Here is a 23834-nt window from a genome sequence, read left to right as displayed (position 1 = left end):
GTCAGACCCGACCGTCGGCGGCATCGATCAAGGCGTCGTAAACCGCCCGCAAGTTGATCATGTCAGCCAGGCGTTCCTGGGGGATCGATACCTTGTACTTCTTCTCGATGCGCGCGAGAATCTCGATCGCGCGCAACGAGTCGGCCTCGTGGTCCTCGACGAACAGGCTGGTCTCGGTGATATCCGCCGGCTCCTCCTCCAATATCTCGGCGATCATCTCGCGGAGGTCTTCCAGGATTTCAGTATTGACCGATACAGACATTGTCGTTCTCTCTCTCGTTGACGTCCGGAAATAAAGTGCTTCAAACCCATAACGCCCCGGACCCGCCGTTTGGGCTTCCACCGCTCAACGAGCGGAAATCAACTCGGCCTGCGGACGAATCGACACGATCGCTTCCCCGAACGTCACTACCGGGTCGTCGCGAACGCTGGCCGCGCCGGACACGAAGAAGTTGTTCCCGATGATGTGGTCGACCTCGACCGTCTGACGAATGACATCGCCGGGAAATACGGAACGGTGGAACCGCACATTCCGCAATGCCGCGAAAACCAACTGCCCAGCCTGCCGGTCGCCTTCTCGCCTGAGGCTCTCCAGCCACAAGATCCCGCCGGCCTGCCCGAAGGACTCGATCAACAGCGGCCTCGGGTAGGCGAGCGCTTCCATGGAGAGATCACTCTTCAGTCCAGCGAAACACGGCTCACAGCCGGATATAGCCTTTCGCGCGACGATTCTCCGGAAGGGATCCAATTCATCGACAGCATCGATCAAAAGGATCGGATGACCGTGCGGCATGATAGCCCTGATTGCGCTATGATCCAGCACCGGGACTCCGTCTCACGATCGAGAATTCGGCATCTATTCTGCCGACCTTCACGCCAGTGCTGTTGGTGCATACTGCCTTGATATCGGCAATATTTTCACCGAGCTCCAGGCGACCTCGTATTTCGATCATGTCGCCGACCAGCATGGGTGCGGTGAAACGCGCCGTTCGCACTTCGACAAGGTTGACCATATCATTTCCTCCGTGCACCGCAGCTAGATGCTCGTCAAGCATTTGACTGACACCTTCTATCAGGAATACAGCAGGGTACAGCGTGAAGTCTGGAAAATGTCCAGAAAGATACGGGTCATCGCTTTTCACCATCTTCTCAGCGACGATCTCGCGTCCGTCTAATCGAACATGGCCATCGATCGCACGCAATGGAGTACTTCGGGTACCTGAATTTGACATCTAACAAACCTTCGGGCTCTTCGACTGCGGTCTACAAAACTATTCCGCCATCTACCTGTATAACCTGACCCGTAATATATGATGCACGGCCGGAGACCAAGAATGATACTAGTCCGGAAACATGCTCAGGCTGCCCCACAACTTTCATGGGTATCTTTTCCAGAATGGCAGCTAGTTTCTTCTCGGGCATTCCCGATGTCATATCGGTCTCGATAAATCCTGGCGCAACGACATTTACTCGTACGCCGTAACCGGCCACTTCCTTCGCCAACGAGCGACTTAGACCGTGGATACCTGATTTCGCCGCCGAATAGTTTGCCTGGGTAGCATTCCCGAACACCCCCGCAACCGAGGAGATGTTGACAATAGCGCCACACCTGCGCTTCATGAGTCCGAAGACGACAGTTCGACATAAATTGAATGTGCCGGTCAGGTTGGTATCGATAACCTCATTCCAGTGCTCCGCTGACAACAATACCATGGGGTTGTCTCGGACAATCCCGGCCGAATTCACCAGCACCACTGTGTCGCCGAGCTCTGCTTCGGCTGCCGCAACGAACGATTTTACGGCATCCAGATCAGAGACATCACATTTTTCATGAAAACAACCGACGCCGAGTCTCGATATCTCCTTCTCGACACTTCCAGCAGCATTCGAATCACTGCGGTAGCAGAATGCTATATCGTATCCATCGGATGCGAGTTGAATCGCGACGGCGCGTCCGATCCCCTTCGAGCCTCCGGTGACAATCGCCATTCCACGTTTATTCATTTTACTGAACCTCATTCAATCGGCGACTATTGATAAGTATCCGAGCGGTGTCCCCACCTGTCAATGGGACGGCAACTTGCCGCCGTTTAGAATGCTTCCACAGCGTGGATACAGGGCTGTAAACATCTCGGCACACCATTCCTGCCTGAAATCTGCTTTCAGCTCTCAGTGCTACTATCGCGACCACGACGTGGCGACGGTACGTGCGCGTCGAGATTCCGATATTCGAAGCGGCGGTCGAATCCTTCTTACCGCTCGCCATCGCAAACAGCACCGTCGAGCATCCAGGGCTTCCCAGCCGGGACTCCTCGCGCTGCCGGTCGTCGCGGCCAACTCAGGTCACTAGCGATAGCAGGGATCATGGTCCGTCGCTACCCCGCGTTCACGCTGCTAGTTCATCCCGAGAAGGGAAACACGAAGGTCTCGAACAGCTCGGTCTCCCCCGTGTCGGCGCCGCGCATCCGTAGGGCGTAGCTGACCAGGGAATGATCGATCATCGAGATCCGATCGCCCTCTTCCTTGGCGCCTTCGGACAGGTTCTCGACGACCCAGGCGATGGCCGAGCGGCCCTCGTAGCGGTCCCGCGGAGCGAAGATCAGCTCCGCGGCACCGATCTCGCCGAGAACGTTGAGTGCGTAGCTGACCGGGAACGCGCGATTTGCCCGATTGTCGTCGATGCGGTTTGCCCAGTCGCCGCTACGGTCCAGATCGGGGAACGAATCGGCCATGCGCACCAGCGCCTCGTCCGGAATTAGATCCATCCGGCCAGTCATCATCGACAGCTCGATGATGTAGGGATAGGCGTTGCCTCGGGGCGAGAAGTTCTCCCCGGGGTCGAGGGTGTCCAGGACCGCCGCGACGTCTTGCATAAAGGCGTCCAGGTCAGGCAGCTCGTCCTGCAGGCGCCCCAGGTTGTGCAAGGCGACGACGTAGTACTGCGACATGTGGACTCGGGTGTCCCAGGGGATCTGGCCCATCAGGTTCTTGGCCTCAGCCAGGGCGTCGATCGGCCGAGTCAGATACTCCGCCCTGCCGCACATGGCGACCGCGTTGAGCATCGTTAGCAGCGGATAGACCTTCAGCCAAGGGGTCGGCATGGGGTTGGGGAAGGCCGGCCAGTTCCCCACCTCGTCGGCCCGCGTCAGATACTCGAGAACTTCCGCCATGTAGTCGCGCTCACCGTCAAAGATGTGCTCGCTGTAGTTGAGCAGCGCGATCACAGACATCAGCATCCCACCCACTCGCCCGCAGAAGTAGGGAATGGGGAAGTGCTCCAGCAGGTTCAGCGCCTCGATGATGTGGTTTCGCTCAGCGGTGACCAAGCGGTCTCGCAGTCCCAGTTGTCCCAGGGCGAGGAAGACCGTGCAGCAGGCGGACACCCGCTCATACTCTCCATGCCGCCCCTGGTTCTCGTCCGCGATCTGATCCGGAGCGATCTCGTCAAGCATGCCGAGCACCTCTGCCGGAAAGTCCAGTTCGTCGTGGACCAACAGCGACAGGTCGAGATTGAGCTTGGCGAAGGCGTCCATGAGAATGCTTCCGGCCGTGGCTCGGTAGTAGGGGTTAGGCACTGACCGGACAGCTTCCAGCAGCGGCCCCACAGCCGATGCTATCCAGGCGCGGTCGCGGCGGGAGTCGGCGACCTTCAGCGTGAAGTCCGCCATTTCGCGGCAGAACAGGGTGTAGCCGTCGGACTGTGACACTTTCTTCGCCAACTGGTCGAAGGCGTCCCGGATGTGTCCGGCGACAGTCGGGTCATAGTCGATGGGATACTGGCCGAGGCCGAGGCCGCGAAGCATTCTGCTCCACGGGGTCGCGATCATCCGGGATTCATTGGGCATATCGCTCAGCCCGGAAATGGGAAGTGAGCGCGGAACAGAGTTCATGAATTCAATCCTCCAAAGGGATGTATGTCTTGCGCATATGCCGCACACCATGCGGCTCCCTGGGTACCGATCATATGGGCCCCTGGCCAGCTGTTGCAGGCTATCTTTCCGAGATTGTAAACGGCAGATCCTCAGCGGCTCAGGTGGTTCAGTGAGGGTACTTCGATGCCCAGGAATTCGGTCCTGGTTCCTTCAAGCATCTGCAGAGCCCAGTTGAGCCACTTAATGCCCTCGCAATAGATCGCGACCGGACGGCGTTGTGTCTGATACTCATCCATGAGCGTGCCGTCCAGCTCTTTCTGAAAATGAAACGGCGGCATGGCCGTAAAATGCTGTCCCATCATGAAGACGAATCGGATCAACCAGTACGGGTCGTCTCGCAAAAACGCCGATTCCGGATCGTCCAGCCCGAGCGCGGCCGTCATCACCGGGGCGAAATAGTCCTCGATACCGATAGGCGCCTTGGTATCGACGAAACCGCCCGTGGCGACCACATCCCGCACCCGGTATGCCTTCTGGTACGGGTTGCCCGCCAGAAACGAGATATCAATGTCAGGGGTCTTACCCACACCTGCTGTTACGTTTATCGTGAATTGTTCGAAGTGAATCTCATCGTAATGTCCGATGGAATTGTGCCAAGGCTTATTATCGTACATCGCGTCGTCGCGAGTGTCCATTCCCTCGGTCTTGAAGCCGATGGCCCGTGGATCCAGAAACTTGATCTTCACCGATGCGATGGCCGCCAGCGCCGTATCGATATCCAACTGTGACGCTTCGGATTCGATCGCTCGCTGGGCGTGCAACAGCGGCGCGGTATCAACTATCTTGATGTTCTCCGTGTTTGTATCACCCATGACGAGTGAATGGAAGGCAGGCTCAAGAATTTTGAGGAACACCGAGGATTCCCGGAAGCGCCGCAGCAGGGCCGACGAATTGAGGTAGGACATATTATTGATAATAATTCGTTCAGTGTCGAGCAGATATGCGTTGAAGGTCTGCGGTGCGGTGCGACGGCACAGATTCAGACGATCTTCGATCTTCTTGAAATAGGAGACTTCCAGCGTCTCGCCCGGAGCTGGTACGCGGCCCACGCTGTGGACGTCGCGGTGCAGCACGGAGATGATCTGCTCGTAGAGGCGGGCAACAACCGCCGGCGGCGGTGCCTGCTTCTCGACGAACCGACTGACCTCTTCTCCGGCAATATACTCCATCTCGTAGATGACTTCGCGGCCGAACGCCCGGCCGTCCCGGTGCAGATGGGGCGGGAGCGGAAGTTCCCGTTCCAGAATGGAATAGACCTCCGGGAAGTAGCTGCGTACCGAATCCGGTAGTGCCTGCAGGAATTCGGCCTGTTTCTTGGCCTTCTCGAACGGCGGCAGCATGACGCCGGTACCGTCCGGATCCCATGGCGCGGTCGTCAACGTTTCGCTCAGGATCTTCCGGACCACAACATTATCCCCGCGGGCTTTTCTGACAAAGATCGTCATGGACTCGCTTCCGCCCCTGCCGAAGCCGACGATCGACTCGTCGATGTCGATATAGGCATATACCGTACTGGGGAGGATTCTGCGGCTGCGGGCGCTCTCACAGACCCGGATGTGCTCGTCGGTCAGGGCGAGCACGCAGGCGTATTCGAATTCGTCCAGGGCAAGATTGAGACGTGTCTTCCACACCTCGGCCGGTTCGGATATGGCGACGATGTCCGTTTCATATGGACCCTCGTCGATGTCCGCGTCGGCCAGGTTCGAGCCGAAGGTGATGATCTGGCGATTGCCGTTGAGACGGATCCGTCGCACGTCGATGCTCGGCGCGCTGCGCCGGAGCACGACCTGGGTGGCATGCACGAGGTCCTTCTCGGACTGAATCAGCACACCCTCGGGCGATACCAGGGGAATTTCGGCCTCGACGATGCCGGACATCATCGGTTCGCAGGACTCCGCTCGAACTTGCGCTGCGCTCAGAATGATCGCATCGTGCAGGGAGATCGCGCCGGAGACCGCCAGAGCGGCCAGCCATCCCAGTGGATCGCTACCTTCCAGATAGAAGTCGCTCTGCGCGAACAAAGCGGGCCGGTGCTCGTCGAGGGCGTGAAACAATAGGTACTGGTAGGCAATTCGACTGCCCGCATCGAAAACATCATCGTCATCGAGGTACTCGCCCTCCAGCAGGAATAGCACCTCGTGGTAGGCCCGAAGCGCAGTCGGCTGGGCGTCGAGCAGCAGTTGGATCCTGCTGGCCAAATCCTTCCCGTCGAGATCCGGCAGGCTGTCGAAGTGAACGACGATCACCTCTGGGTGGGCGGAGTCGACGGCCCGCACCTCGGTGTAGCCATCGTCATCGATGACCTCGAGTTCGAGGTAGGCCTTGCCGAGTAGCGCGGGATCGCCGCCCGTAATCCGCTTCTTCAGTCGAGCTTTGGTGATCAACTCACCCCGCTCGGCGGAGATGTGTCGGCGGTATTTCCGCGTGTGCTGAAAGACTTCCAAGAATCGATAGAACGCGGGCGCCCCGGCTCGATCGGATGGCAGCATCTGCGTGATGATCACGCGCCCAAGTGTGCGGGCGAGATAGTCGTCGCAGAATTCGCTGGATGCGGCAAGCCGGAACAGGTCTCGGAGGATGTCATAGTGCTTTTTCTCCAGCCTGTCCGCAATGGTATGAAGCTCTGCCAATTGCGTTGTCAGACTATGTACTCCATCGACGGCACGCAGGAGTCGGTCGGTGTCGAGCCAGCTTCCCGTGTAGGCCGCGACGGAGGGGGCAATATTGTTGTCGTGCAACAACTGGACAGATTTCTTGCCCAGTCCCAGCTCCAGCACGATGTCGATATCGAGGGTGCCGAGCATCTCGCAGGTATCCCGGGATGCCATGACTTGATCGGTCATGGCCAGCACCGCTCGACGGATATCGGCCGCACCGGTAAGCAGTGAGACATCATGGTTCGACACCACCGGAATGCGAGGATCGTCGAAGCGGATCTCGTTGGCGTCCATGAATTGATCCAGTGCGTGGCGGGCCGGCCACATGCGAGCGGAGTGAGCCAGAAAAACCGTCGGATCTTTCAATCTCCGGGTGGTCACATCCGGAAAGGCGGTCATGTACATGTCGAAATCGGACTTGATTCCGGCGCGGACGTAGACATTCGCTTGTGTCGGCGAATAGGTCTTGTGCAGCTCGACATCGGTAATCGGGTAGGTCTCGCCCAAGCTGCCCAGGACTACGGCCAGCTCTTCGGGGCTGCGCGCCTGCACCGCAGTGACGTGAGAGGGCTCGGGAACCAGTGGCGTGTGCCGGATTGCCTCGGGCAGGTAGGTCGCCATGTCTCGGGCGAATGGCTCGTCGCTGCGGTCGCCCTCGGCGGCCAGCAGCATCAGCGGCGTGAACGCCCGAGCGATTTGGACTCCATCGGACACGGACAGGGATCCGCTCGCCACGGCGGCCGCGAGGATGCCAAAGCTTTCACCGGTATACGTGACGAACCGAAGGGGAGACTCGTTCTTTTCGATCTGGATCCGCAGGTAGGCGTCCAAAGCAAGGCTGTGCACCAGTAGAACGGCGCCGATGAAGCCCTGTCGCTCCATCCTTCCTTCGGGAAGGTTCTCGGGTGCCATCAGCAGCAGGTGGGGCCGGTTCGGAAAACCGAGCACCCGAGCCGCTTCCTGATAGATGCCGGTGACGCTTGCGATGCCGGAGTCCAGCAGGGACCAGCCCAGGTTTTGGTAGAAAGTCCGGCTACCCAGACCGGGAAAGAAGCCGGCAACGCTGACGGATTTTTCGGCGAACATGTCGTTCCCCGCTATCGGAGGCTGATCGACGGTTTCCGGAGCGGCAGTCAAATTTGAGAGGAAGTAGGGAATGTTCATTCTGTTTTCCAGCTTCTCGATGATGTCGACCGAAAACAAGATTCGTCCGATTATCGGATAAGTTTCAACGGATTCTGCACAACCCTCTCCTGCATTGCAAGGCGAAAGAGTAAGCGAAGATATATAGCAATGAGATCAGAAGGCAGAAGGCAGAAGGCGTTAGATTAGCCCGATTGGCAACATTCCCGTTCAACGGCCCTCACGCACAGGAAAGCAAGTATTGGAGATACGATTATCTCATCGGCAATCAAGAATATCGGCTCGCGCCGAAGTAAAAATACCAGCCCGGGCCATGCCCGCGGGTTCTGTTGCGACTCCGCCGGTTTGAGCATGTCGCGTCCGGTACGGATGGTGAAGTCATCCGGAGGTGCGGGCGATGATGCTCGCCCCACACCTACGAAGAATTGAATTGCGACCCAATTATCGCCGAGGACATCCTCGGCGTCAACCGTCACCTCGATTTAATCCGACATAGCAAGCACTCCTACAATACGGCCGCGACCGGTATTCGTTGTATTCATCTTCGGTGAGCAGGCGGACGGCGTCAATGACAGTTGGCCCGAATGTTGGACAAACTCCCTATCGGCCGAATCCTTCCAATTCGCACGTGCGATGAATGCGCAACCTGCCTGCCTGAGTATCCCGGCCGGTGGCCCCTATCGGATCGACGTCGGCTGGTGTGCAGTCGATCACAGGTCTTGGACCTACGGATTTTTGTCGAGTTCGTCGGCGATCTGCTTCCACTTTTCTGCGCAGCCACGGGCCAGCTCGGCAACAATGGCTGCACAGTGAGGTGGAATTGTTCGAATGATGTCTCTCGAGTCGTCAGAGTCGACCTGAAACACGCCGAGCCATTGCAGCAGATATCGTCCCGTTTCTGAAAACCTTAGAGAAGGGTCTCTGCGGAGCTTGTGCAAGGCAACCTCGAGATCCATTGACCGCGCGTGCCGATCGGGACGTCCGGGAGGCTTGGGATGTGATGGGACCGATCCCGGCTGTGTAACGCTGGCTTTCGCTGGGACCGGGTCGTCGCCCCGGCGTATTCGCTCGCGTACGTCCCGCGCAGTTTCTGGCGAGATGCCGGCTGTCTTTGCGATTTCTCGGAGAGTGGCTTCGGGCCGAGCGATGATGACGTCACGGGCTTTCAGTCGCCCCGCGGCGCTGTTGAGTGGGCGGGTTCGACCGTCTGCGCCCACCCTCGTGTCCGACTGCTGCAATCCCGACGTTGGACGGCGGCGAATGGCGCCGACAGTGGTGTCGGCGAGCCCGGCGATCGTGGCGACGATCCGATCGGACCAGTCGGGGTGTACGGCGAGGATACGACCCGCAGCCGCTTTGCGATCGGCCAGCGACAGCGGTAGTCCGTGTGCGACGTTGGCCTCGACGGCTCGAACAAACGCGTCGTCCTGGCTGCCGTCGAAAAGCTGGACCTCGATAGTGTCGTTGCCACGCAGTTGGGCGGCACGGAGCCGATGCATACCATCGATCACTCGCATCGTGCCGCGGTGGACCAATATTGGAGGCAGGGCGGCGTCCGTATCGGCGAGCGCGCGCACGTGCTCACTGTCTATTCCTTCGCGTCGCGGTGAATCGGCGGGAAACAAGGAACTGATCGGTACAACCGCCGACGTCGGTCTGGGTTGCCGCCCAGCAGATTCCCGATCGGGTAGCCATGTCTTCGAACTGCTCTCTAGTGAACAAGAACCCTCTACCCGCCAGATATGTCTGACCGGGCGCGGCACGCTGTTGTCGGCCTTCATGTAGTAAATCCCCCCCATAGTTATCAGAATTCAGCTTGAGCTAGGTGGTGGCGCCGCGGCAATAGCGCCGCGCAGGAATGTCCGAACAACGTGGCTTTCGACACATTGAGTATGTGGACGAGGTTGGCGGGCAGCGAATGCCGGTCGGCATCCGTACCCGGGTCGAAAACGCGGCAGCGATCTCGGACTGGACTTTGTCGGATCGGCGGTCGGCGGCACCATACCCTTCCCGATCCGTCCGTCGAGGAATTCCGACGCGAAGGTTTCGTAGGTGCAGCTGGGGGTAGTCACGATGAAGCCGTCACCGGGAAGGTCTTCGACTGTGCGGTGTTCACGCGACATGCCGATGCCGGGCGAGAACATGACGATCGGACGCTGTCCACAGGACGTTTCTCCGGATGGCCACGCGCCGATAACGATCGAACCTCTTGCTGGGTAGTGCTCTGTCATCGCCTTGTCGTCCTCATGTCATAATCGATGCCCAGTATTTGTTGAGCTTCCGCTCCAGCATCAATATCGCCTGCACGGCGATGAATCCTTCGTCGGTAGTATCGGACGGGGCGTCGAATTGTCGAGAGAAACCGCCGTCTCGGCTCTGGTGTCGAGCGATCCAATCAATACACGCTGCCGGATCCGCAGGTTCGGCGTCGAGCAGGTATAGGGCGGCCACCGCGTGATACGTCCCGACGAAACTCACCGCACGGCCGTGGCCATACCGGAATCCGCCGTCCGCAGTCTGCAGGCCGCGCAGATATTCGATGGTCGCATCCGGATCCGGCGGCCGGAATCCCAGCGGAATCAGGCTGTCCACGGCCCGGAAGGTCGAAAACGTCTCCGAGGGCCCGTTCGGGACACTCGAATAGCCGCCGTCGTCGTTACGGCAGCCGAGCACGAACGATGCCGCATGCTCGTGTGACGACGCCGGTTCGCCGATCGCATGCAGTGCGAGCACCGCGAGATTGGTGTGCCACGAGTCGGCCGGATATCCGGGGAAGTTGCCGAATCCACCGCGCGGATGTCGACACCGCCGCAGGAATTCGCGGCAGCACTCGACATCGAACTCCCAGCGGTTCAGCACGTACGCGACCAACACGACGCAATAGGTAGTAAACAATTCCGAAGGCAGCCCGGGCGCCTCGCCGAAGCCGCCGTCCGAATTCTGCGCCGCGAACAGATAATTCGTCAGACGCGCGGCTTCGACGTCGTCGAGAGGCAGACCCAATGCCAGCCGATCGGAGACGACGTGCAGTGCGGAGAAGTTCTGCGGGGTGTTGTCGGCGCGGAACGACAGCGGTGAGGTGTAGGGCGTCAGCCCGTAGGCGGGTCCGACCCGAGTGGAGTCCAACCAGGCTAGGTAGTCGTCGACGCGCAGCAGGGGTGTGGCGATCGGGCCCGTCGCCACGAAGCTCAGGTCCGGCACGTAGGGCGTCCGAGACAACGTCGCCACATCCGCGGACGCACCGTTCTCGACCGGACGCACGCCGGACCGAAGCGTGCCGTCCGGATCGAAGAACTCCCAGATCAGTTGTGTACCGGCGAATTTGGTACCGAAGAGCACGTACGAGGAATTGCCGACGTGGAAACCGCCGGGGGTCCGTGGCGGCACCATCACGTGCCGCCCCAGGGGCACGGTCGGGTCCACGGGGGTGGAGAACCAATTGCCCTGTCCCTGAAATATTCCCGAGCCGTCGGAGTAGGTGACGACCTGCTCCAGACAGGTCGCGAGCAGCGGTGCGGTCTCGTCCGGGTAGCGGCTCGACCAAGCCCGGGCCGCGCCGAACAGCAGACCGTGATCGCCGAGATCCTTCTTCGGAAACGGTGATGCGGTGCCCTTGAACAACGCGAGATCGACCGCGACGCTGACTTTTCCGGATCCATCGCTGCGGTTCCAGAACCCACCGGACAGCACGTGCCGGTGATTGGCGTCCAGATAGCGCAGCGGCCGCCGGACGTAGGTGTCGTGGTCGATGGCATGCCCGGCCCGGTCCAGGCCGCGAAGCGCCAACAGCGCCAGGGCGTTTCCGGCGACCTGATGTCCCTCCAGCCGATCGGGTTCGCCGGTGGGCTCCAGCACCTCCCAAAACACGCCCTTGTCATGGTCGAAGAAGTCGAACAGGGCGCCTACAAGTTCCCACGCCGCCGCCGAATCGAGCCCGGCACCGTGACAAGCGAGAATCGCCAGCGCAACATCCGCCAGCCGGCGCTGCCGATCGATCGGCTGAGCCGAACCCGGGAGATACACCGTGGCGACATTCGATTCGGTGACCCGTTCCAGAAATGCGCCGAGTTCGGCGCGCAACCGAGCCGCGCTCGCGGCCTCTCCGTCCGCAACAGCACAGCGGACAGCCGCGACGTACGCCAGCGCCTGCGAGCCCAATCGGCGATGACGACCGGCCGCCGATACCACACCGTACTGTTCCAGTATCTCGTGGAATCCGCCGTCGGCATGGTCTCGGAAGCGCTCGACGAAACCCGGTGCGCCGCCGGAGCGCAGTGCGATCAGATCCGCCAGCGCCGCATCGGCGAGCAGGCTCTCCTGCGTGACGATACGTTCGTCGTAGGAGAAGACGGCGGACGGTGGTTCGCCAGCCGAAACCAGGCGTGCCGCAAGAGAAATCTGTTCTGTCACTCGCACTCCAGCAGGTCCGCGCGGCGCCGCGCATCGGGTTCGACGGCCGCTCGGGCAATCAGTTCGGCGGCTACCTTGGCGCCGTTGCCGAGCGGTGCGATCGCTCCGGCCGCCATCGCGGCCGCGCGCACGAACGAATCCGGCGCGGAGAACGCCTCGTCCAGGATGCGCAGCAGCGCCGACACATCCGGTTCCGTCACCACCCGATAGCCGAGCAACGCCAGTCGGCGCATGGCCTCTAGTTCGTGGTATTCGTTGCGACCACTGAGCGCATAGGCGACCGGGGCGTTCATCACCGCCAGTTCTGTCACCGAGATCCAGCCCGGTGGCGACAGCACGATTTTCGCGTGCTTGATGAGCGAATGCCAGTCGGTGACGTAGTTGAGGAAGACGACGCCATCGACCTCCTCGGAGAATTCCTGCCGCCCGATGACGACCAGGCGGGCCCGCGGATGTGTAGTCCGAAATCGTCGGAAGGCACTGAGATAGGTGTCCAGCAGCCGCTGCTTGTTCTCGGCAAACATCGTGGTACCGCCAAACCCGGCGACGATGTACTCCGAGCCGGCCAGCCCGAACCGTTCGTCGACCGCGCTGCGCGGCACCGGGGCGGCACTGCACTCGTCGCGCACGATCGGGCCGAGGAAATGGCCATGGCCGGCGGCCATAGCGCGGAATACCGGAGTGTCGCGGTCGAGTTCATCGATCGGGGGCTTGTCAGTGATCACCGCTCGGGCCCTACGCGTCACCCAGTCGAACAGGGTCGTAAGGGCAGTGCGGATCATGTCGACCTCAGCCGGGTTCTTGACGACGAAACCGGCGCCGACAAGCGTGTCGTTCTCCAGTTGGCCCAGGGTGAAGTCGTAGCGCTCGGTGACGAGTACGTGCGGCACACCCGAGACCTCGGCGGCCAGACTGGCCGCGATGTTGTAGTCGCTGACGACCACATCGGGCACGGTCGCACCGATCAGGGCGACCGCATTGAGCATCTTGTCACCGCTGATGAAGGTCCGGTCCAGATAGCCGGTGACGTAGGTGGTCCAGTCGAAACTCGTTCCCAGCTGCGAGATGTTGGCGTGATCGCGTTCGACCGGCGCCACATGCACCCGCGTTCCGAGCGATTCGAACAGCGGGCTGAAGATCGGACTCTTGGAGCCGAGGTAGACGTGCTGCTCGACGTCCGGGACGAGTTCGCGCAGCTTCGTGGCCATCGCGAAGGCGCGCATGTTGTGTCCGGTGCCGGTTTCGGCGGGCAGGTACAGAACCTTCATCGGAAGATGCCTTTCGAGATGCTGCCCGCGGCAACGGATCCGGTCACGACGGCGCCGCACCCGACAGTCGCGCTCGCGCCGACCCGGATCGGCCCGGCGATGGTCGCGTCGTCACCGATCACGGCGCCGGCATCGATGTGCACGGGCGCGGGCGTCCACGGCCGTCCCGGCCTGCGATGGTCGTGTGTGGACGTGGTGATCGTGACCGCCCTGCCGACAACGACATCCGGCTCGATCGTCAATCCCCCACCGCCCTCGGCGATCAGATAGTCTCCCAGCCTGGCCCGATCCCCTACCGTGATTCCACCGTCGGGGCTCGGACCGTCGGGGCGGCCGATCATGATCGCGCCGCGACCGATACTGACGTCCGCGCCCAGCGTTGCGGCGCAATCGAGGAAGGCGTCACGGTCGACGGGTGCTCCGTCGAAAAGGCTTGTCGTATTGCGCGATCCCCTCTTTCGCACCATCGACAACACACTCGCGATACCGTCGCCCTCGTCGAATCGTGTCATGGCCTCGCCCCTGATCACGGCGGGCCGCCCGTAGCTGATCGCCAGCTCCGGAATATCTTCGTACACTTGCGAACCCGCGCCGACGATGGCGTGCGCACCGACTTTGACGCCGGACCCGATGAACGCTCCGACTCCGATCCAGGCGCCGTCGCCGATCCGGACCGGTCGCTCGCGTGAACCTAGAATGCTTGCGCGAGCGGCGATCTGGGCACCGTCCCCCACAGTGGCATGTCGGACGATCGCCCGGAAGCCAACGAAAACCCCTCGCCCGACAGTGGATTCGTCGATAATCGCGCCGTGCCTGACCCAAGAATCGCCGCAAAACAGATCACTCACGTACCAGCCCCCTGGAGTCTGAAATTGTTTACCAGCTCCACTGACAGTATACTGGCATCATCGCTACCGGCAGTTCCCGATACATGCGCGTGACGGACATCACTCACCATGCCAGCGCCGTGAAACCGCCCGGTACTGCACCAACACCCTGTTGCCGCAGTACCACCCTGATCTTATGCGCCGCAACGTATCTCGTGCACCTGCCATGACATGAGGCCTACGGTAGTCTGCCGGACATGCCGTCGAATCGGTCCGCCGGACGCGTCTCCTGGTTGTCGTTCCTGGTCATGCTGACGATCGGGACCGACACCTTCCTTGTGGCGCCACTGTTGCCCACTCTCACTCACGCCTATCACAACGATCCGGCCTGGTCCGGTTGGATGGTGTCGGCGTACGCGATCGGATATGCGCTGCTCGCCCTGGTCGCCGGGCCGATATCCGATCGGCTCGACCGCAAGACCATGCTGGTCCGAGGGCTGGTGGCGTTCGCAGTGCTGACCGCCGCGTGCGCGTTCGCCCCCACGTTTTGGGCCATGGTGTCCTTGCGTTTCGCGACCGGGGTGGCGGCGGCCTTCGTGACGCCACAGATCTGGGCCTCGATCCCAGTGCTGGTGCCGCCACAGAACATTCTGCGCACCATGGGATATGCGACGTCGGGCCTGTCGATCGCGCAGATGATCGGCGTACCGATCGGCAGCGCGCTGGCCGGGTGGACTTGGCATTCACCGTTTCTCGTCGTCGGCGCGGTCGCACTGGTACTCGCGGGTGTGGTGCGGCTGCACTTCCCGCAGGTGCCCCAACTGGGCAGCGGTTCGCTGACCGGACTGGCGCGCACCTACCGCGATCTCCTCGGAACGCCAACCGCACCAGCACTTTTCATTGCCTACCTGCTGTTCCAGACGGCTAACTTCACCTCGTTCTCGTTCATCGGCACCTGGTTCACCAACGGATTCGGCCTGACCGTGACCCAGGTCGGTGCGGCGATCATCGCCCTCGGCTCCGCGAATGCCGTTGGCTCGCTATTTGGTTCGCGGTTGTCCAACCGCCTCGGACTGCAGAACTCGCGTCGTACCGCGATCGCGGTGCTGATCGTGCTCTACGCGGCGCTGCCGTCCGCTCCGAATCTCGTTGTGGCCGTTGCCTTGTTCTGCGGGATCTTCATGACAGGGGGTTTCGTGTTCCCGGTGTTCATGGCGACCATGCAGGGATTGACCACCACCGCGCGCGGTACCGTGTCGGCGCTGACCAACTCGACGATGTATCTGGGCACCACCATCGGCGGTGTGATCGGGGGCGTCCTGATCACCCACTTCGCCGGGTACCACGGCATTTCGGCGGTCGTGGTCGTCCTCATGACGTTGTCGCTGGTCTCCGACCGGGAGCGCGGCAGAGCGTCGAAGGCGGTAGAAAAGACCAGTCAGCAGACAAACGACGCGGCCGAGCCGCAAGGAAGGTAACTCATGTCGTTGCAGAAGCGTGCCGTTCGCCCCGGCTGGAGCGATCCACTCGTCGCGACGCTGCGATCGCTGATCGACACGACCGGCGGACTGATGGTGTTTGCCAACGCCGCGGAGGGCCGGGTACCGACCAGTGTGATCAACGCCGGGTTGATCGAGCATCCGGTGTCGGGTGCACCGAGCATGGCGCACGTGGCCTACGGCGATTCCCGGCGGGTCGCCCGCCTGGCGGTCACACAGCAGGCATCGCTAACCGTGCACCACGACCGCAAGTGGCTGACGACGGAGGGCCGCACCCAGCTCGTCTTCGGACCGTGGGACGACCGCTTCGCCACCAACAATCCCGATCTGCGACTCGACGACGATCGATACGCCGAACTGATGCGCACGATCTATCGCAAGGCGGGCGGCGGCGAGCACCCCGACTGGACGCAGTACGACGCGGCGATGCGCAAGGAACAGCGCGTGGTGGTCCTCGTCGATCTGGAACTCCTGTACGGAATTCATTGGGACTGAACACTATTCCTATAGATTCCAGGACGGAAGATCACTGATGACCTTAACGGTGCCACGACGCAAGGCACACAAGGCCGGAATCGACCTCCCGGTGGTAGGGCTCGGCACCTGGCGGACGTTCGAAGGATCAGATCTGGACACACTAAGACAGGTGCTGCGCACCGCGCTCGAGTCCGGCGCCGATCTCGTCGACACCGCCCCCGTCTACCGCACCTCGGAGACCAATCTCGCGGCCCTGATCCACGGCGACCGACGGTTCTTCGTCGCGACCAAGATCTGGGAGAGCGACCCGGAGGCGGTCGACGCCGTCTTCGCCGATCAGCTGCGGGCCTACGGGCGGTCGTCGATCGATCTGCTGCAGGTACACAATCTGAACGGCTGGCGACGCAATCTAGCTTGGCTGGACCGGCAGAAGGCGGCCGGTCGGGTCGAATTCACCGGTGCGACGTACCAATTCGACTGCGCCTTCGGACTCGGCGGCACTCGCGCGGATCTCCTGCACATCGTCACCGAGAGTCTGGTCGATTTCGTCCAGATCAACCTCAACGCGGCGGAAATCGAACTGGCCGAAGACATTCTGCCCGCGGCCGCCGAGAACGGGATCGGAGTGCTGGTGATGCGCCCGTTCGGCGAAGGTGAACTGCTCGCCTCACCACCGCCGACAGAATGGCTGCGCGAACTCGGCTGCGCCACCTGGACCGAGGCCCTGCTGCGCTGGGTGCTGGCCCATCCGCAGGTCACCTCCACCCTCACCGCGACATCGCGCCCGGAGCACTTCCGCGACAACGTCGCTGCGGCCTGTGCGGGTCCGCTGGGGCCGGACGAGGCGGCTGAGGTCGCCCGGTATGCCCGCTCGTTCCACACCTCCCGGGTCCGGCGATGACCAAGGCCGCTGGCATACTAGCCTCAACCGATCCTCGAGAATGTCTCGGTGAACGGAGCGACAGCGTGGGAGTACCAGGTAGCGGCGAGACATTCGCGGACCGGCTCGAGTACCTCTTCTCGACGGTCAGGTATCGCGATGCCGACAGCCGGTGGCGCACGTTCACCACCGGCGAGGTCGCCGACCTCATCACCCAGGACAATGACCGCTATCGCGTCAAGATGTCCCGCAGCTATCTCGGCATGCTCCGGTCCGGACGCTATTCGAATCCGTCCATCGCGATGGTCATCGCACTGGTTCGCTTCTTCAACGATCATCGGGCGGAGGGAACTCCGGAGATCGGAGTCGACTGGCTCGCGTCGGGAGCGTCCGCCGCTAAGGAATCCACACCCGTGGACGAAGAGCTCTCGCCCGTGGAGTACCAACAGGTGCGGCACATCGCGATGCGCGCGGGAAAAATGACACCGGAACTGCGCAACCAGCTCATCGCCATTCTCGACATGTTGGACGACCAAAAGTGAAATCAACTCGATTCCGCAATGTCCACGCCTGCCGAAGATATGCGCGCTCGCTGTCCCTCGATTCGTATGCGAGCGCCTACGAGCTGTGCGATCAGCTGAGTTCGCTGCGCAACCGGCCGATCCGGGTAATCGAATGGCCGCTGCCGATTCCGGGTCCGATGGGAGTATGGATCTCGCGCGAGCGCGACGACATCGTGGTAGTGCAGGAGTTGGCCACTGGCGGCCACCGCGACCACATCGTCCTGCACGAGATCGCGCACATCCTCTGCGAACACGAGGGCGAAAAGCTGCCGGGATACGAACCGAATCTTTCGCTGCTCGATCGCGTCGCCCCCGGCGATGCGACGGTGCGCTTTCGGTCGGCCTACGACACCACCTCCGAGCGGGAGGCTGAGCTTTTGGCGGCGGCTTTCGCCGAATCCATGACCGACGACTATACCGATTCACCGATTGCCCGGCATGTGTACCGGTACTTCGCGGGGGGCTGATACGACATGGCGACCAAACTTCAGTATCTGCTGTCGGGATTTCTCTGTATCGCCCTGATGATCAAGATCGTCGAATTGGCGCTGAGCGCCCGGCGGGACCAGCGCACCACGATGCTGATCGTCTCGCTACTCAGTTTCACCATCGCTGGCTTGGCCGGCATTCCCCCGTTGCGGAAATACGTTCCGTTCACGAACATTCCGGGGGTCGCGGCAATCATTATGGATACCGGAGTGTCCATAAGCCTGGCGTTGCTGGCGGCCTATCTGCTGCGGCCGTTAGGGCGCGGCCTCAACGACGTGTGGTGGCGCAGCCCGTTTTTCGCCTCCGCGTGTGTGGCCAGTGCGATTATGGCCACACTGATGGTGACGACGCCCGCGGCGCAGCGCACCAATCCGCTGCAGAACCAGTACACCGGCGATTGGAAGATCGTCGGCATCTACATTGTCGGAAATCTGTTCTTCCTCTACTGTTCCGGCACCGCAGCGCTCGCGTGCTTCCGTATCACCCGCGTCGTGCGGGGGTATGTCGCGATCGGCGTCGGCATGGGCGCGATCGGCATGACCGCGTATGCGATTACCTGTATCAACCGCTTGGCCCTCGTGGCCGCGCAGCTCATGGTGAGCAACTGGTTCGCCTGGTACAGCGTCCTCAACTTCATCTTCACCCAGGCCGCTGTGATCGCCTGCGTGCTCGGCTTACATTTCACGTCGCTGTGGAACATCTCGGCCGCAATTCGCCGGTGCTACTACGACTTTCGCGCCTTTCGCAGCCTGGGCCCGATCTGGCGCCTGCTCACCGCGGCATTCCCGGACGTGATACTTCCACCCGGACGCGGCCCGTCCGGGCTGCGCGACCGCATCGACATCCCGTACCGGAAGTACCGTCGCGCGATCGAATGCCAGGACGCCCTCCTGCTGCTGGGCGTCTCCCCAACGGAAGGGAAAGACCGGCAAGGACATTCGCAGGACGCGGTCAGCCACATCCTCTCGGACCTGAGCGAGTACATCACGCCGACATCGGCCGCACAGGGCGCCGGTGCGCCACGCCCGATCCGCCCGAGCACCCGAGCGCTCGACGATCAGTTGAGCCTGCTGCGCTCCCTCCTGTCGACAGACCGCGAAGCGGCCTGAGCTTGGCCTCCCGGTCACCGTCCGATCGGGAGCGTGAGCGTGAGTCGAACAACGCCTCTAGATCGGCGCGCCCAGGTGGGAGCCCCGACACTGTGCACATGATCCGACAACCCGATACAAGGATGCACGACCGATACAAGGTCACATCACCAACATGTCACCACGCCTGTGACGAAGTACTCGCTGCTTCAAGCAACAGCATTGTGTGCCGGGCGGGATGTGGCAGACGGTGATCCGCCGGCACCGGATCGCCCCTCGGCCGCCATTCGCGCCCGGTCCTGGCGAACGGTGACATCGGATCGCTCCGCTCATCGGGTTCGACCAGCGCCAGCAACGCCGGCACCAGCCCGGGCTCGAGATCGGCGGCTCGTTTGCGCCCGCCACGGCGAACCCGACCCAGCGCAGCCGCACCGGATTCCAACTCGGTCACCCCACGAGACACCGTCGCCTCCCGCACCCCCGCCGCCCGCGCCACCACCCGGCCGCCACCGCGGCCGAGCGTCCGCGCCTCGGCACCCAACACCAGCCGGCGCTGCCGCTCGTCCAGATGCGGGAGCACCACCTCGAACTTCACTGCAAGCTCCGCCTCGGTCAACACGAAATCGCCCATACCACAATATGTTTCGAAACCCGAAACGTTGGGCTGCCCCATCCGGCGCGGTGCGGCCGGTTCAGAAGGTGCGCTGATGGCGGTTTCACACAACAGAGCCGTGCGGTAGCAGTGCGTCACCGAGCATGCGCCAGTACCGCATAGCGGACTGCCCCGGCCCGATCCCGATCACCTGCACGCCAACGTGGTCGGCGCCGACATCGAGGTGACCGTGCAGCTTCTCGACGATGGTCGGCAGATCACCCCAGAAGACGTAGTCGTCGATGATGCGGTCACTACCGCCGCCGCTGATGTCAGCATCTGAATACCCCAGCCGGCGGAATCTCGCGATGTTGTACTCACTGGCCAGGTAGGGGTACATATGTTCCCGCGCGATGGCACGCGCGGTATCCGGGTCGGATTCGAACAGCACGGGCTGTTCGATGGCGAGGAACGTGTCCGGCCCGGCGATCTCCCTGGCGCGCCCGGTGTGGGCGATATTGGCGTGATAAACCTGAACGCCGTCCGAGCGGTCGCGGGCCAGGGCGATCATCTTGGGTCCGTACGCGGCCAGAAAGCGCCGCATCGGGGCCCGCGGGGCAGGGTTGGGTGTTTCGAGTTCGTCCATCTCGTCGAGATATTTGATCATCGCCGTCAAGGGTGTTGTCCCCGGTCGACTCACGCCGCCGAAGCCCAGACCCAGCGCGTGCCGGTCGGGGTACGCGTCGGCCAGGAGCGCTGCGGCGCCGTAGGCCCACCTGGCCTCCCGGGACCAGATCTGTGCGATGGCGTTGACGATGCGGATCCGCTCGGTGCAGGAGAGAAGGAAAGCGGCGTGGGTCAATCCGTCACGGCCGAGCAACTCAGGAAACCAGAACGACCGCCATCCTCGCTCCTCTAATTCCTGGATCGAATCGCGCATCTGCGCGGCGGGCTGATTCTCGAAATCGAAGGTGTAGATACCGAAGGCCCCGAGCTCGAGGGCTTTCATGCTATTCATCGAATTGTCCTCATAGTCGATAGTGTGCTCAGGCTCAGGCCACTGCAAAGGACGCCGAAGCAAGTCCATGACCTGTTCGTGTCAGTACTTCACGGACCCGCCTGCCGGCTGCCGCCGTGCGCCCCGACCAGCCAGCCAGCCGTACGGGTTCGGTGAAGAGCCGGTAAGACCCGTACCGGGACGCGGTGCGCCCGGTACGGGTCGAGCATCCTGGGCTTCCCAGCGGGCCTCCTCGCGCTGCCGGTCGTCGCGGCCGGCAGCGGCACCCAGCGGCTCGGCCCGCCCGCCGTTACTGCACAGTCGGCCGGTCACTTCGCAGGAACACGGCGCTGGTAAAGACGCCGAAGAGCACAATGACAGCGTTCACCGCGATCGCGACCTTCAGACCGCCCAGGATGGCCGCAGCTCCGGTACCGGCCATGGCGGCGGTGACGACAGCGCTCATGATCGGCGTGCCCATCGTGATGCCGACCTGCTGGGTCATGGTGGCGAGGCCGGTAGCCAGTCCCTGTTCGCGGTCGGGGAGCCCCGAAGTGGCGGTGACCATGAAACCCACGATAGCGAGCATGTTTCCGATGCCGCCGAGGAAGCTGGCACCCAGCATCAGCCACATCCACGAGTGGTCGTCGCCGAGGCCGACCAGGGCCGCAGTGAACACGGTCTGCAGGATGCCGCCGACGATCAGCGTCTGCTTGGTACCGATCTTCCCGATGACCTTCGAGGCCGTGGTGCCGCCTAGTACCGTTCCCAAGCCGAGAAAGCCGAAGGACAGGCCGGCGATAAACGGGGAGAAGCCGAGCACTTCCTGGAGGTAGAGGGTCAGCGGGAAGACTAGGGAGGTAAAGGTGAGGAACGCGAGCAGACCGGCGAAGTTCCCCCAGGCCACCGACCGCTTGCGGAGCACGGCGAGCGGCACAAGCGGCGCGGACACCTTGCGCTCGACGGCGTAGAACACCAGCAGCAGCACCGCGCCCGCCGCCAGCGAGACCAGGGTGCCTGCCGAGCTCCAGCCCTTCTCCCCCGCCTGGGTAAGCCCGTAGATGATGGCCAACAGACCGAGCGTGACGCTGAGGGCACCGGGCACGTCCAGCTTGGGGCGCTCGTCAGGCCGGGACTCTTTGATAACCCTCGGGGCAATGATCAGCACGGCGAGGGCGACGGGCACGTTGATGAAGAACGCCCATCGCCACGACAGCAGGTCGGTCAGCACGCCGCCGAGGATGGCACCGGTAACGAATCCGCTGGACATGAGTGCCCCGTTGAGTCCAAGCGCCTTCTGGCGCAGCGGGCCTTCCGGGAACGAGGTTGTCATCAGCGCCAGCGCGGCAGGAGTCACGGCGGCGGTGGCCAGTCCCTGGAATACGCGGGCCGTAATCAGCATCTCCGGGTTCTGCGCCAGTCCGCCCACGAGCGAGGCCGCGCCCAGGACCACGAGGCCGCCGAGGAACAGCCGGCGGCGGCCGAACATGTCCGCGATCCGGCCGAAGAGCAGGGTGAAGCCCGCCGCACACAGCGCGAACGAGGTGGCGATCCATTGCAGGTTCGTCAACGAGAAGCCCAGGCTCTTACCGATCACCGGCAGCGCCACGTTCAGAATGGCGAAGTCCACGGCCAGCATGAACTGCACTGCGAGCAGCAACACCAGCACCAGCCGGTGCCGGGGGGTGAGCACGGCTGGCGCCGTGCCGACGGTAAGGCCGGCCGTGGGGCCGGTCGCCTCCGTATCAGTGACAGACATGACGTCGAGTCCTTTCCTCGTGGTTCTTGACACGCGGTGCGCTCGGTGGCGTCACACGCGGTTACCGAAAGGATCGTCGGCGTCCGGATTCCCAGCTAGAACCCTGCCTTGCACAGTCAGCACGAGGGTAGTCATTACATGACTACCCTTACGGCTACCGGCCTTCGGAACCGGCGGGCATCATGGGAGGTAAGTGACCACAGCCTGTCGCAGTCCGCCGACCTGCACGAGGGTAGTCATCACAGGACCACTCTTACGGCTACCGGCCTTCGGAACCGGCGGCCGTCACGGGAAGCCAGTGGCCACAGCCTGTCACTGTCCGCCAACCTGGAGGTATGAATGGACGCCCCGTCCGAGCTGGGGGACTTCCTCAAGTCGCGCCGCGCTGCACTGCGCCCCGAGGATGTCGGCATCACCCCGCACCCGACCCGCCGCCGCGTCACCGGGCTGCGCCGCGAGGAGCTGGCGATGCTCGCCACCGTCAGCATCACCCACTACACCCGCCTCGAACAAGGCCGCGTCACCAGTGCCTCTGACGGCTTATTGGAGGCGCTCGCGCGCACCCTGCGCCTTACCGACGACGAGACGGCCCACCTGAAAGACCTCGCCCGCCCCGCTGCCGCGTCGTCCCGCCCCGTACCGCCCCGGGTGGCGCACGCCAGCGCCTCGGCCCGACAGCTCCTGGCGGCTATGACTGACATACCGGCCCTCATTATGGACCGACGCAACGACGTCCTCGCATGGAACCAACTGGGCCACGCGCTGCTCGCCGGACACCTGGCACCCGATAGCCCTGACACACCCGCCACCCGCCCCAACCTGACCTGGATGCTCTTCCTGGACGAGCAGTACCGGGAGCTGTACACAGACTGGAACGACCAGGCACAACTCGCCGTTGCGTCCCTGCGCCAAGTCGCCGGTCGCCACCCCGACGACCGCTCCCTGGCTGAGCTCGTCGGTCAACTCACCATGAACTGTGCCGAGTTCGCCTCTCGCTGGGCCCGGCACCCGGTGCGGACGTGCACCTCCGGAGTGAAGCACCTGCATCACCCGCTGGTCGGTGCGATAGAGCTCAGCTTCGAGAATCTCGTCATCCCCAGCGCCTCAGGCCAGCGCCTGATCGCCTATACAGCCGAGCCCGGCTCACCGTCGGAAGCGGCATTACGGCTCCTGGGCAGCGCGACGACTCCGATGGCGCAGGAAATGACAAACGCAATATAGACGAACGATCCCGACACAACGGCACACCGGTG

The 23834-nt window shown here is 62.5% G+C and carries 19 protein-coding genes and 1 pseudogene; 7 read left to right on the top strand and 13 right to left on the bottom strand.

Going from position 1 to position 23834, the window contains the following annotated elements; genetic code table 11:
- Window position 1: 1 nt before the first annotated feature.
- The 10 genes from ACIBCN_RS41370 to ACIBCN_RS41325 form a co-directional block, all read right to left on the bottom strand.
- Window positions 2–262, bottom strand: coding sequence for an acyl carrier protein (locus tag ACIBCN_RS41370; protein ID WP_396997914.1), 261 nt, complete (start codon window positions 260–262; stop codon window positions 2–4).
- An 84-nt stretch (window positions 263–346) separates the two neighbouring features.
- On the bottom strand, window positions 347–823 hold the full coding sequence (locus ACIBCN_RS41365) for a 3-hydroxyacyl-ACP dehydratase FabZ family protein (RefSeq protein ID WP_396997912.1): 477 nt from the start codon (window positions 821–823) through the stop codon (window positions 347–349).
- Window positions 810–1232: a hypothetical protein gene (locus ACIBCN_RS41360; protein WP_396997911.1), complete on the bottom strand. Its 423-nt coding sequence runs from the start codon at window positions 1230–1232 to the stop codon at window positions 810–812. The genes ACIBCN_RS41365 and ACIBCN_RS41360 overlap by 14 nt, the downstream gene beginning before the upstream one ends.
- Before the next feature lie 31 nt (window positions 1233–1263).
- On the bottom strand, window positions 1264–2004 hold the full coding sequence (gene fabG, locus ACIBCN_RS41355; RefSeq protein ID WP_396997910.1) for a 3-oxoacyl-ACP reductase FabG: 741 nt from the start codon (window positions 2002–2004) through the stop codon (window positions 1264–1266).
- 395 nt (window positions 2005–2399) lie between these two features.
- Window positions 2400–3890 (bottom strand): hypothetical protein, encoded by a 1491-nt coding sequence (locus ACIBCN_RS41350; RefSeq protein ID WP_396997909.1) that lies wholly within the window; start codon window positions 3888–3890, stop codon window positions 2400–2402.
- A 131-nt stretch (window positions 3891–4021) separates the two neighbouring features.
- Window positions 4022–7792, bottom strand: coding sequence for a hypothetical protein (locus tag ACIBCN_RS41345; protein WP_396997908.1), 3771 nt, complete (start codon window positions 7790–7792; stop codon window positions 4022–4024).
- A gap of 665 nt (window positions 7793–8457) precedes the next feature.
- Window positions 8458–9513 (bottom strand): ParB/RepB/Spo0J family partition protein, encoded by a 1056-nt coding sequence (locus ACIBCN_RS41340; protein WP_396997907.1) that lies wholly within the window; start codon window positions 9511–9513, stop codon window positions 8458–8460.
- Between the two features lie 463 nt (window positions 9514–9976).
- Window positions 9977–12142 (bottom strand): prenyltransferase/squalene oxidase repeat-containing protein, encoded by a 2166-nt coding sequence (locus tag ACIBCN_RS41335; RefSeq protein ID WP_396997905.1) that lies wholly within the window; start codon window positions 12140–12142, stop codon window positions 9977–9979.
- Window positions 12139–13410, bottom strand: coding sequence for a hypothetical protein (locus tag ACIBCN_RS41330; protein ID WP_396997903.1), 1272 nt, complete (start codon window positions 13408–13410; stop codon window positions 12139–12141). The genes ACIBCN_RS41335 and ACIBCN_RS41330 overlap by 4 nt, the downstream gene beginning before the upstream one ends.
- Window positions 13407–14144 (bottom strand): acyltransferase, encoded by a 738-nt coding sequence (locus tag ACIBCN_RS41325; protein ID WP_396997902.1) that lies wholly within the window; start codon window positions 14142–14144, stop codon window positions 13407–13409. The genes ACIBCN_RS41330 and ACIBCN_RS41325 overlap by 4 nt, the downstream gene beginning before the upstream one ends.
- A gap of 350 nt (window positions 14145–14494) precedes the next feature.
- On the opposite strand from ACIBCN_RS41325, the gene ACIBCN_RS41320 reads away from it, so the two are divergent.
- The 6 genes from ACIBCN_RS41320 (at window position 14495) to ACIBCN_RS41295 (ending at window position 19254) form a co-directional block, all read left to right on the top strand.
- On the top strand, window positions 14495–15715 hold the full coding sequence (locus ACIBCN_RS41320) for an MFS transporter (protein WP_396997901.1): 1221 nt from the start codon (window positions 14495–14497) through the stop codon (window positions 15713–15715).
- A gap of 3 nt (window positions 15716–15718) precedes the next feature.
- The gene (locus ACIBCN_RS41315) at window positions 15719–16231 is read left to right on the top strand and encodes a pyridoxamine 5'-phosphate oxidase (protein WP_396997900.1); all 513 of its coding nucleotides are present in this window, start codon (window positions 15719–15721) and stop codon (window positions 16229–16231) included.
- Window positions 16232–16268: 37 nt separating this feature from the next.
- The gene (locus tag ACIBCN_RS41310) at window positions 16269–17114 is read left to right on the top strand and encodes an aldo/keto reductase (protein ID WP_396997899.1); all 846 of its coding nucleotides are present in this window, start codon (window positions 16269–16271) and stop codon (window positions 17112–17114) included.
- Window positions 17115–17179: 65 nt separating this feature from the next.
- Entirely contained in the window at window positions 17180–17635 is a 456-nt protein-coding gene (locus tag ACIBCN_RS41305) for a hypothetical protein (RefSeq protein ID WP_396997898.1), read from the top strand.
- The gene (locus ACIBCN_RS41300) at window positions 17632–18123 is read left to right on the top strand and encodes a hypothetical protein (RefSeq protein WP_396997897.1); all 492 of its coding nucleotides are present in this window, start codon (window positions 17632–17634) and stop codon (window positions 18121–18123) included. The genes ACIBCN_RS41305 and ACIBCN_RS41300 overlap by 4 nt, the downstream gene beginning before the upstream one ends.
- A 6-nt stretch (window positions 18124–18129) precedes the next feature.
- A complete protein-coding gene (locus ACIBCN_RS41295) occupies window positions 18130–19254 on the top strand; it encodes an MAB_1171c family putative transporter (protein ID WP_396997895.1) in 1125 nt (374 codons plus the stop codon).
- A gap of 259 nt (window positions 19255–19513) precedes the next feature.
- Here the strand turns inward: ACIBCN_RS41295 and ACIBCN_RS41290 are convergent.
- The 3 genes and pseudogenes from ACIBCN_RS41290 to ACIBCN_RS41280 form a co-directional block, all read right to left on the bottom strand.
- Window positions 19514–19864: pseudogene (locus tag ACIBCN_RS41290) on the bottom strand (ISAzo13 family transposase); the annotation flags it as partial.
- An 85-nt stretch (window positions 19865–19949) separates the two neighbouring features.
- Window positions 19950–20843, bottom strand: a complete 894-nt coding sequence (locus tag ACIBCN_RS41285; RefSeq protein WP_396997893.1) for a TIGR03620 family F420-dependent LLM class oxidoreductase — start codon at window positions 20841–20843, stop codon at window positions 19950–19952.
- Between the two features lie 289 nt (window positions 20844–21132).
- Window positions 21133–22581, bottom strand: a complete 1449-nt coding sequence (locus ACIBCN_RS41280; RefSeq protein ID WP_396997892.1) for an MFS transporter — start codon at window positions 22579–22581, stop codon at window positions 21133–21135.
- 339 nt (window positions 22582–22920) lie between these two features.
- On the opposite strand from ACIBCN_RS41280, the gene ACIBCN_RS41275 reads away from it, so the two are divergent.
- On the top strand, window positions 22921–23802 hold the full coding sequence (locus tag ACIBCN_RS41275) for a helix-turn-helix transcriptional regulator (protein ID WP_396997890.1): 882 nt from the start codon (window positions 22921–22923) through the stop codon (window positions 23800–23802).
- Window positions 23803–23834 lie beyond the last annotated feature (32 nt).

Origin of the sequence: Nocardia sp. NPDC051052 (genome assembly GCF_044456045.1) — a bacterium.
GTDB lineage: Bacteria > Actinomycetota > Actinomycetes > Mycobacteriales > Mycobacteriaceae > Nocardia.
Note: the sequence above shows the minus strand (reverse complement) of the source record. Positions and strands in the feature narration are given on the sequence as shown.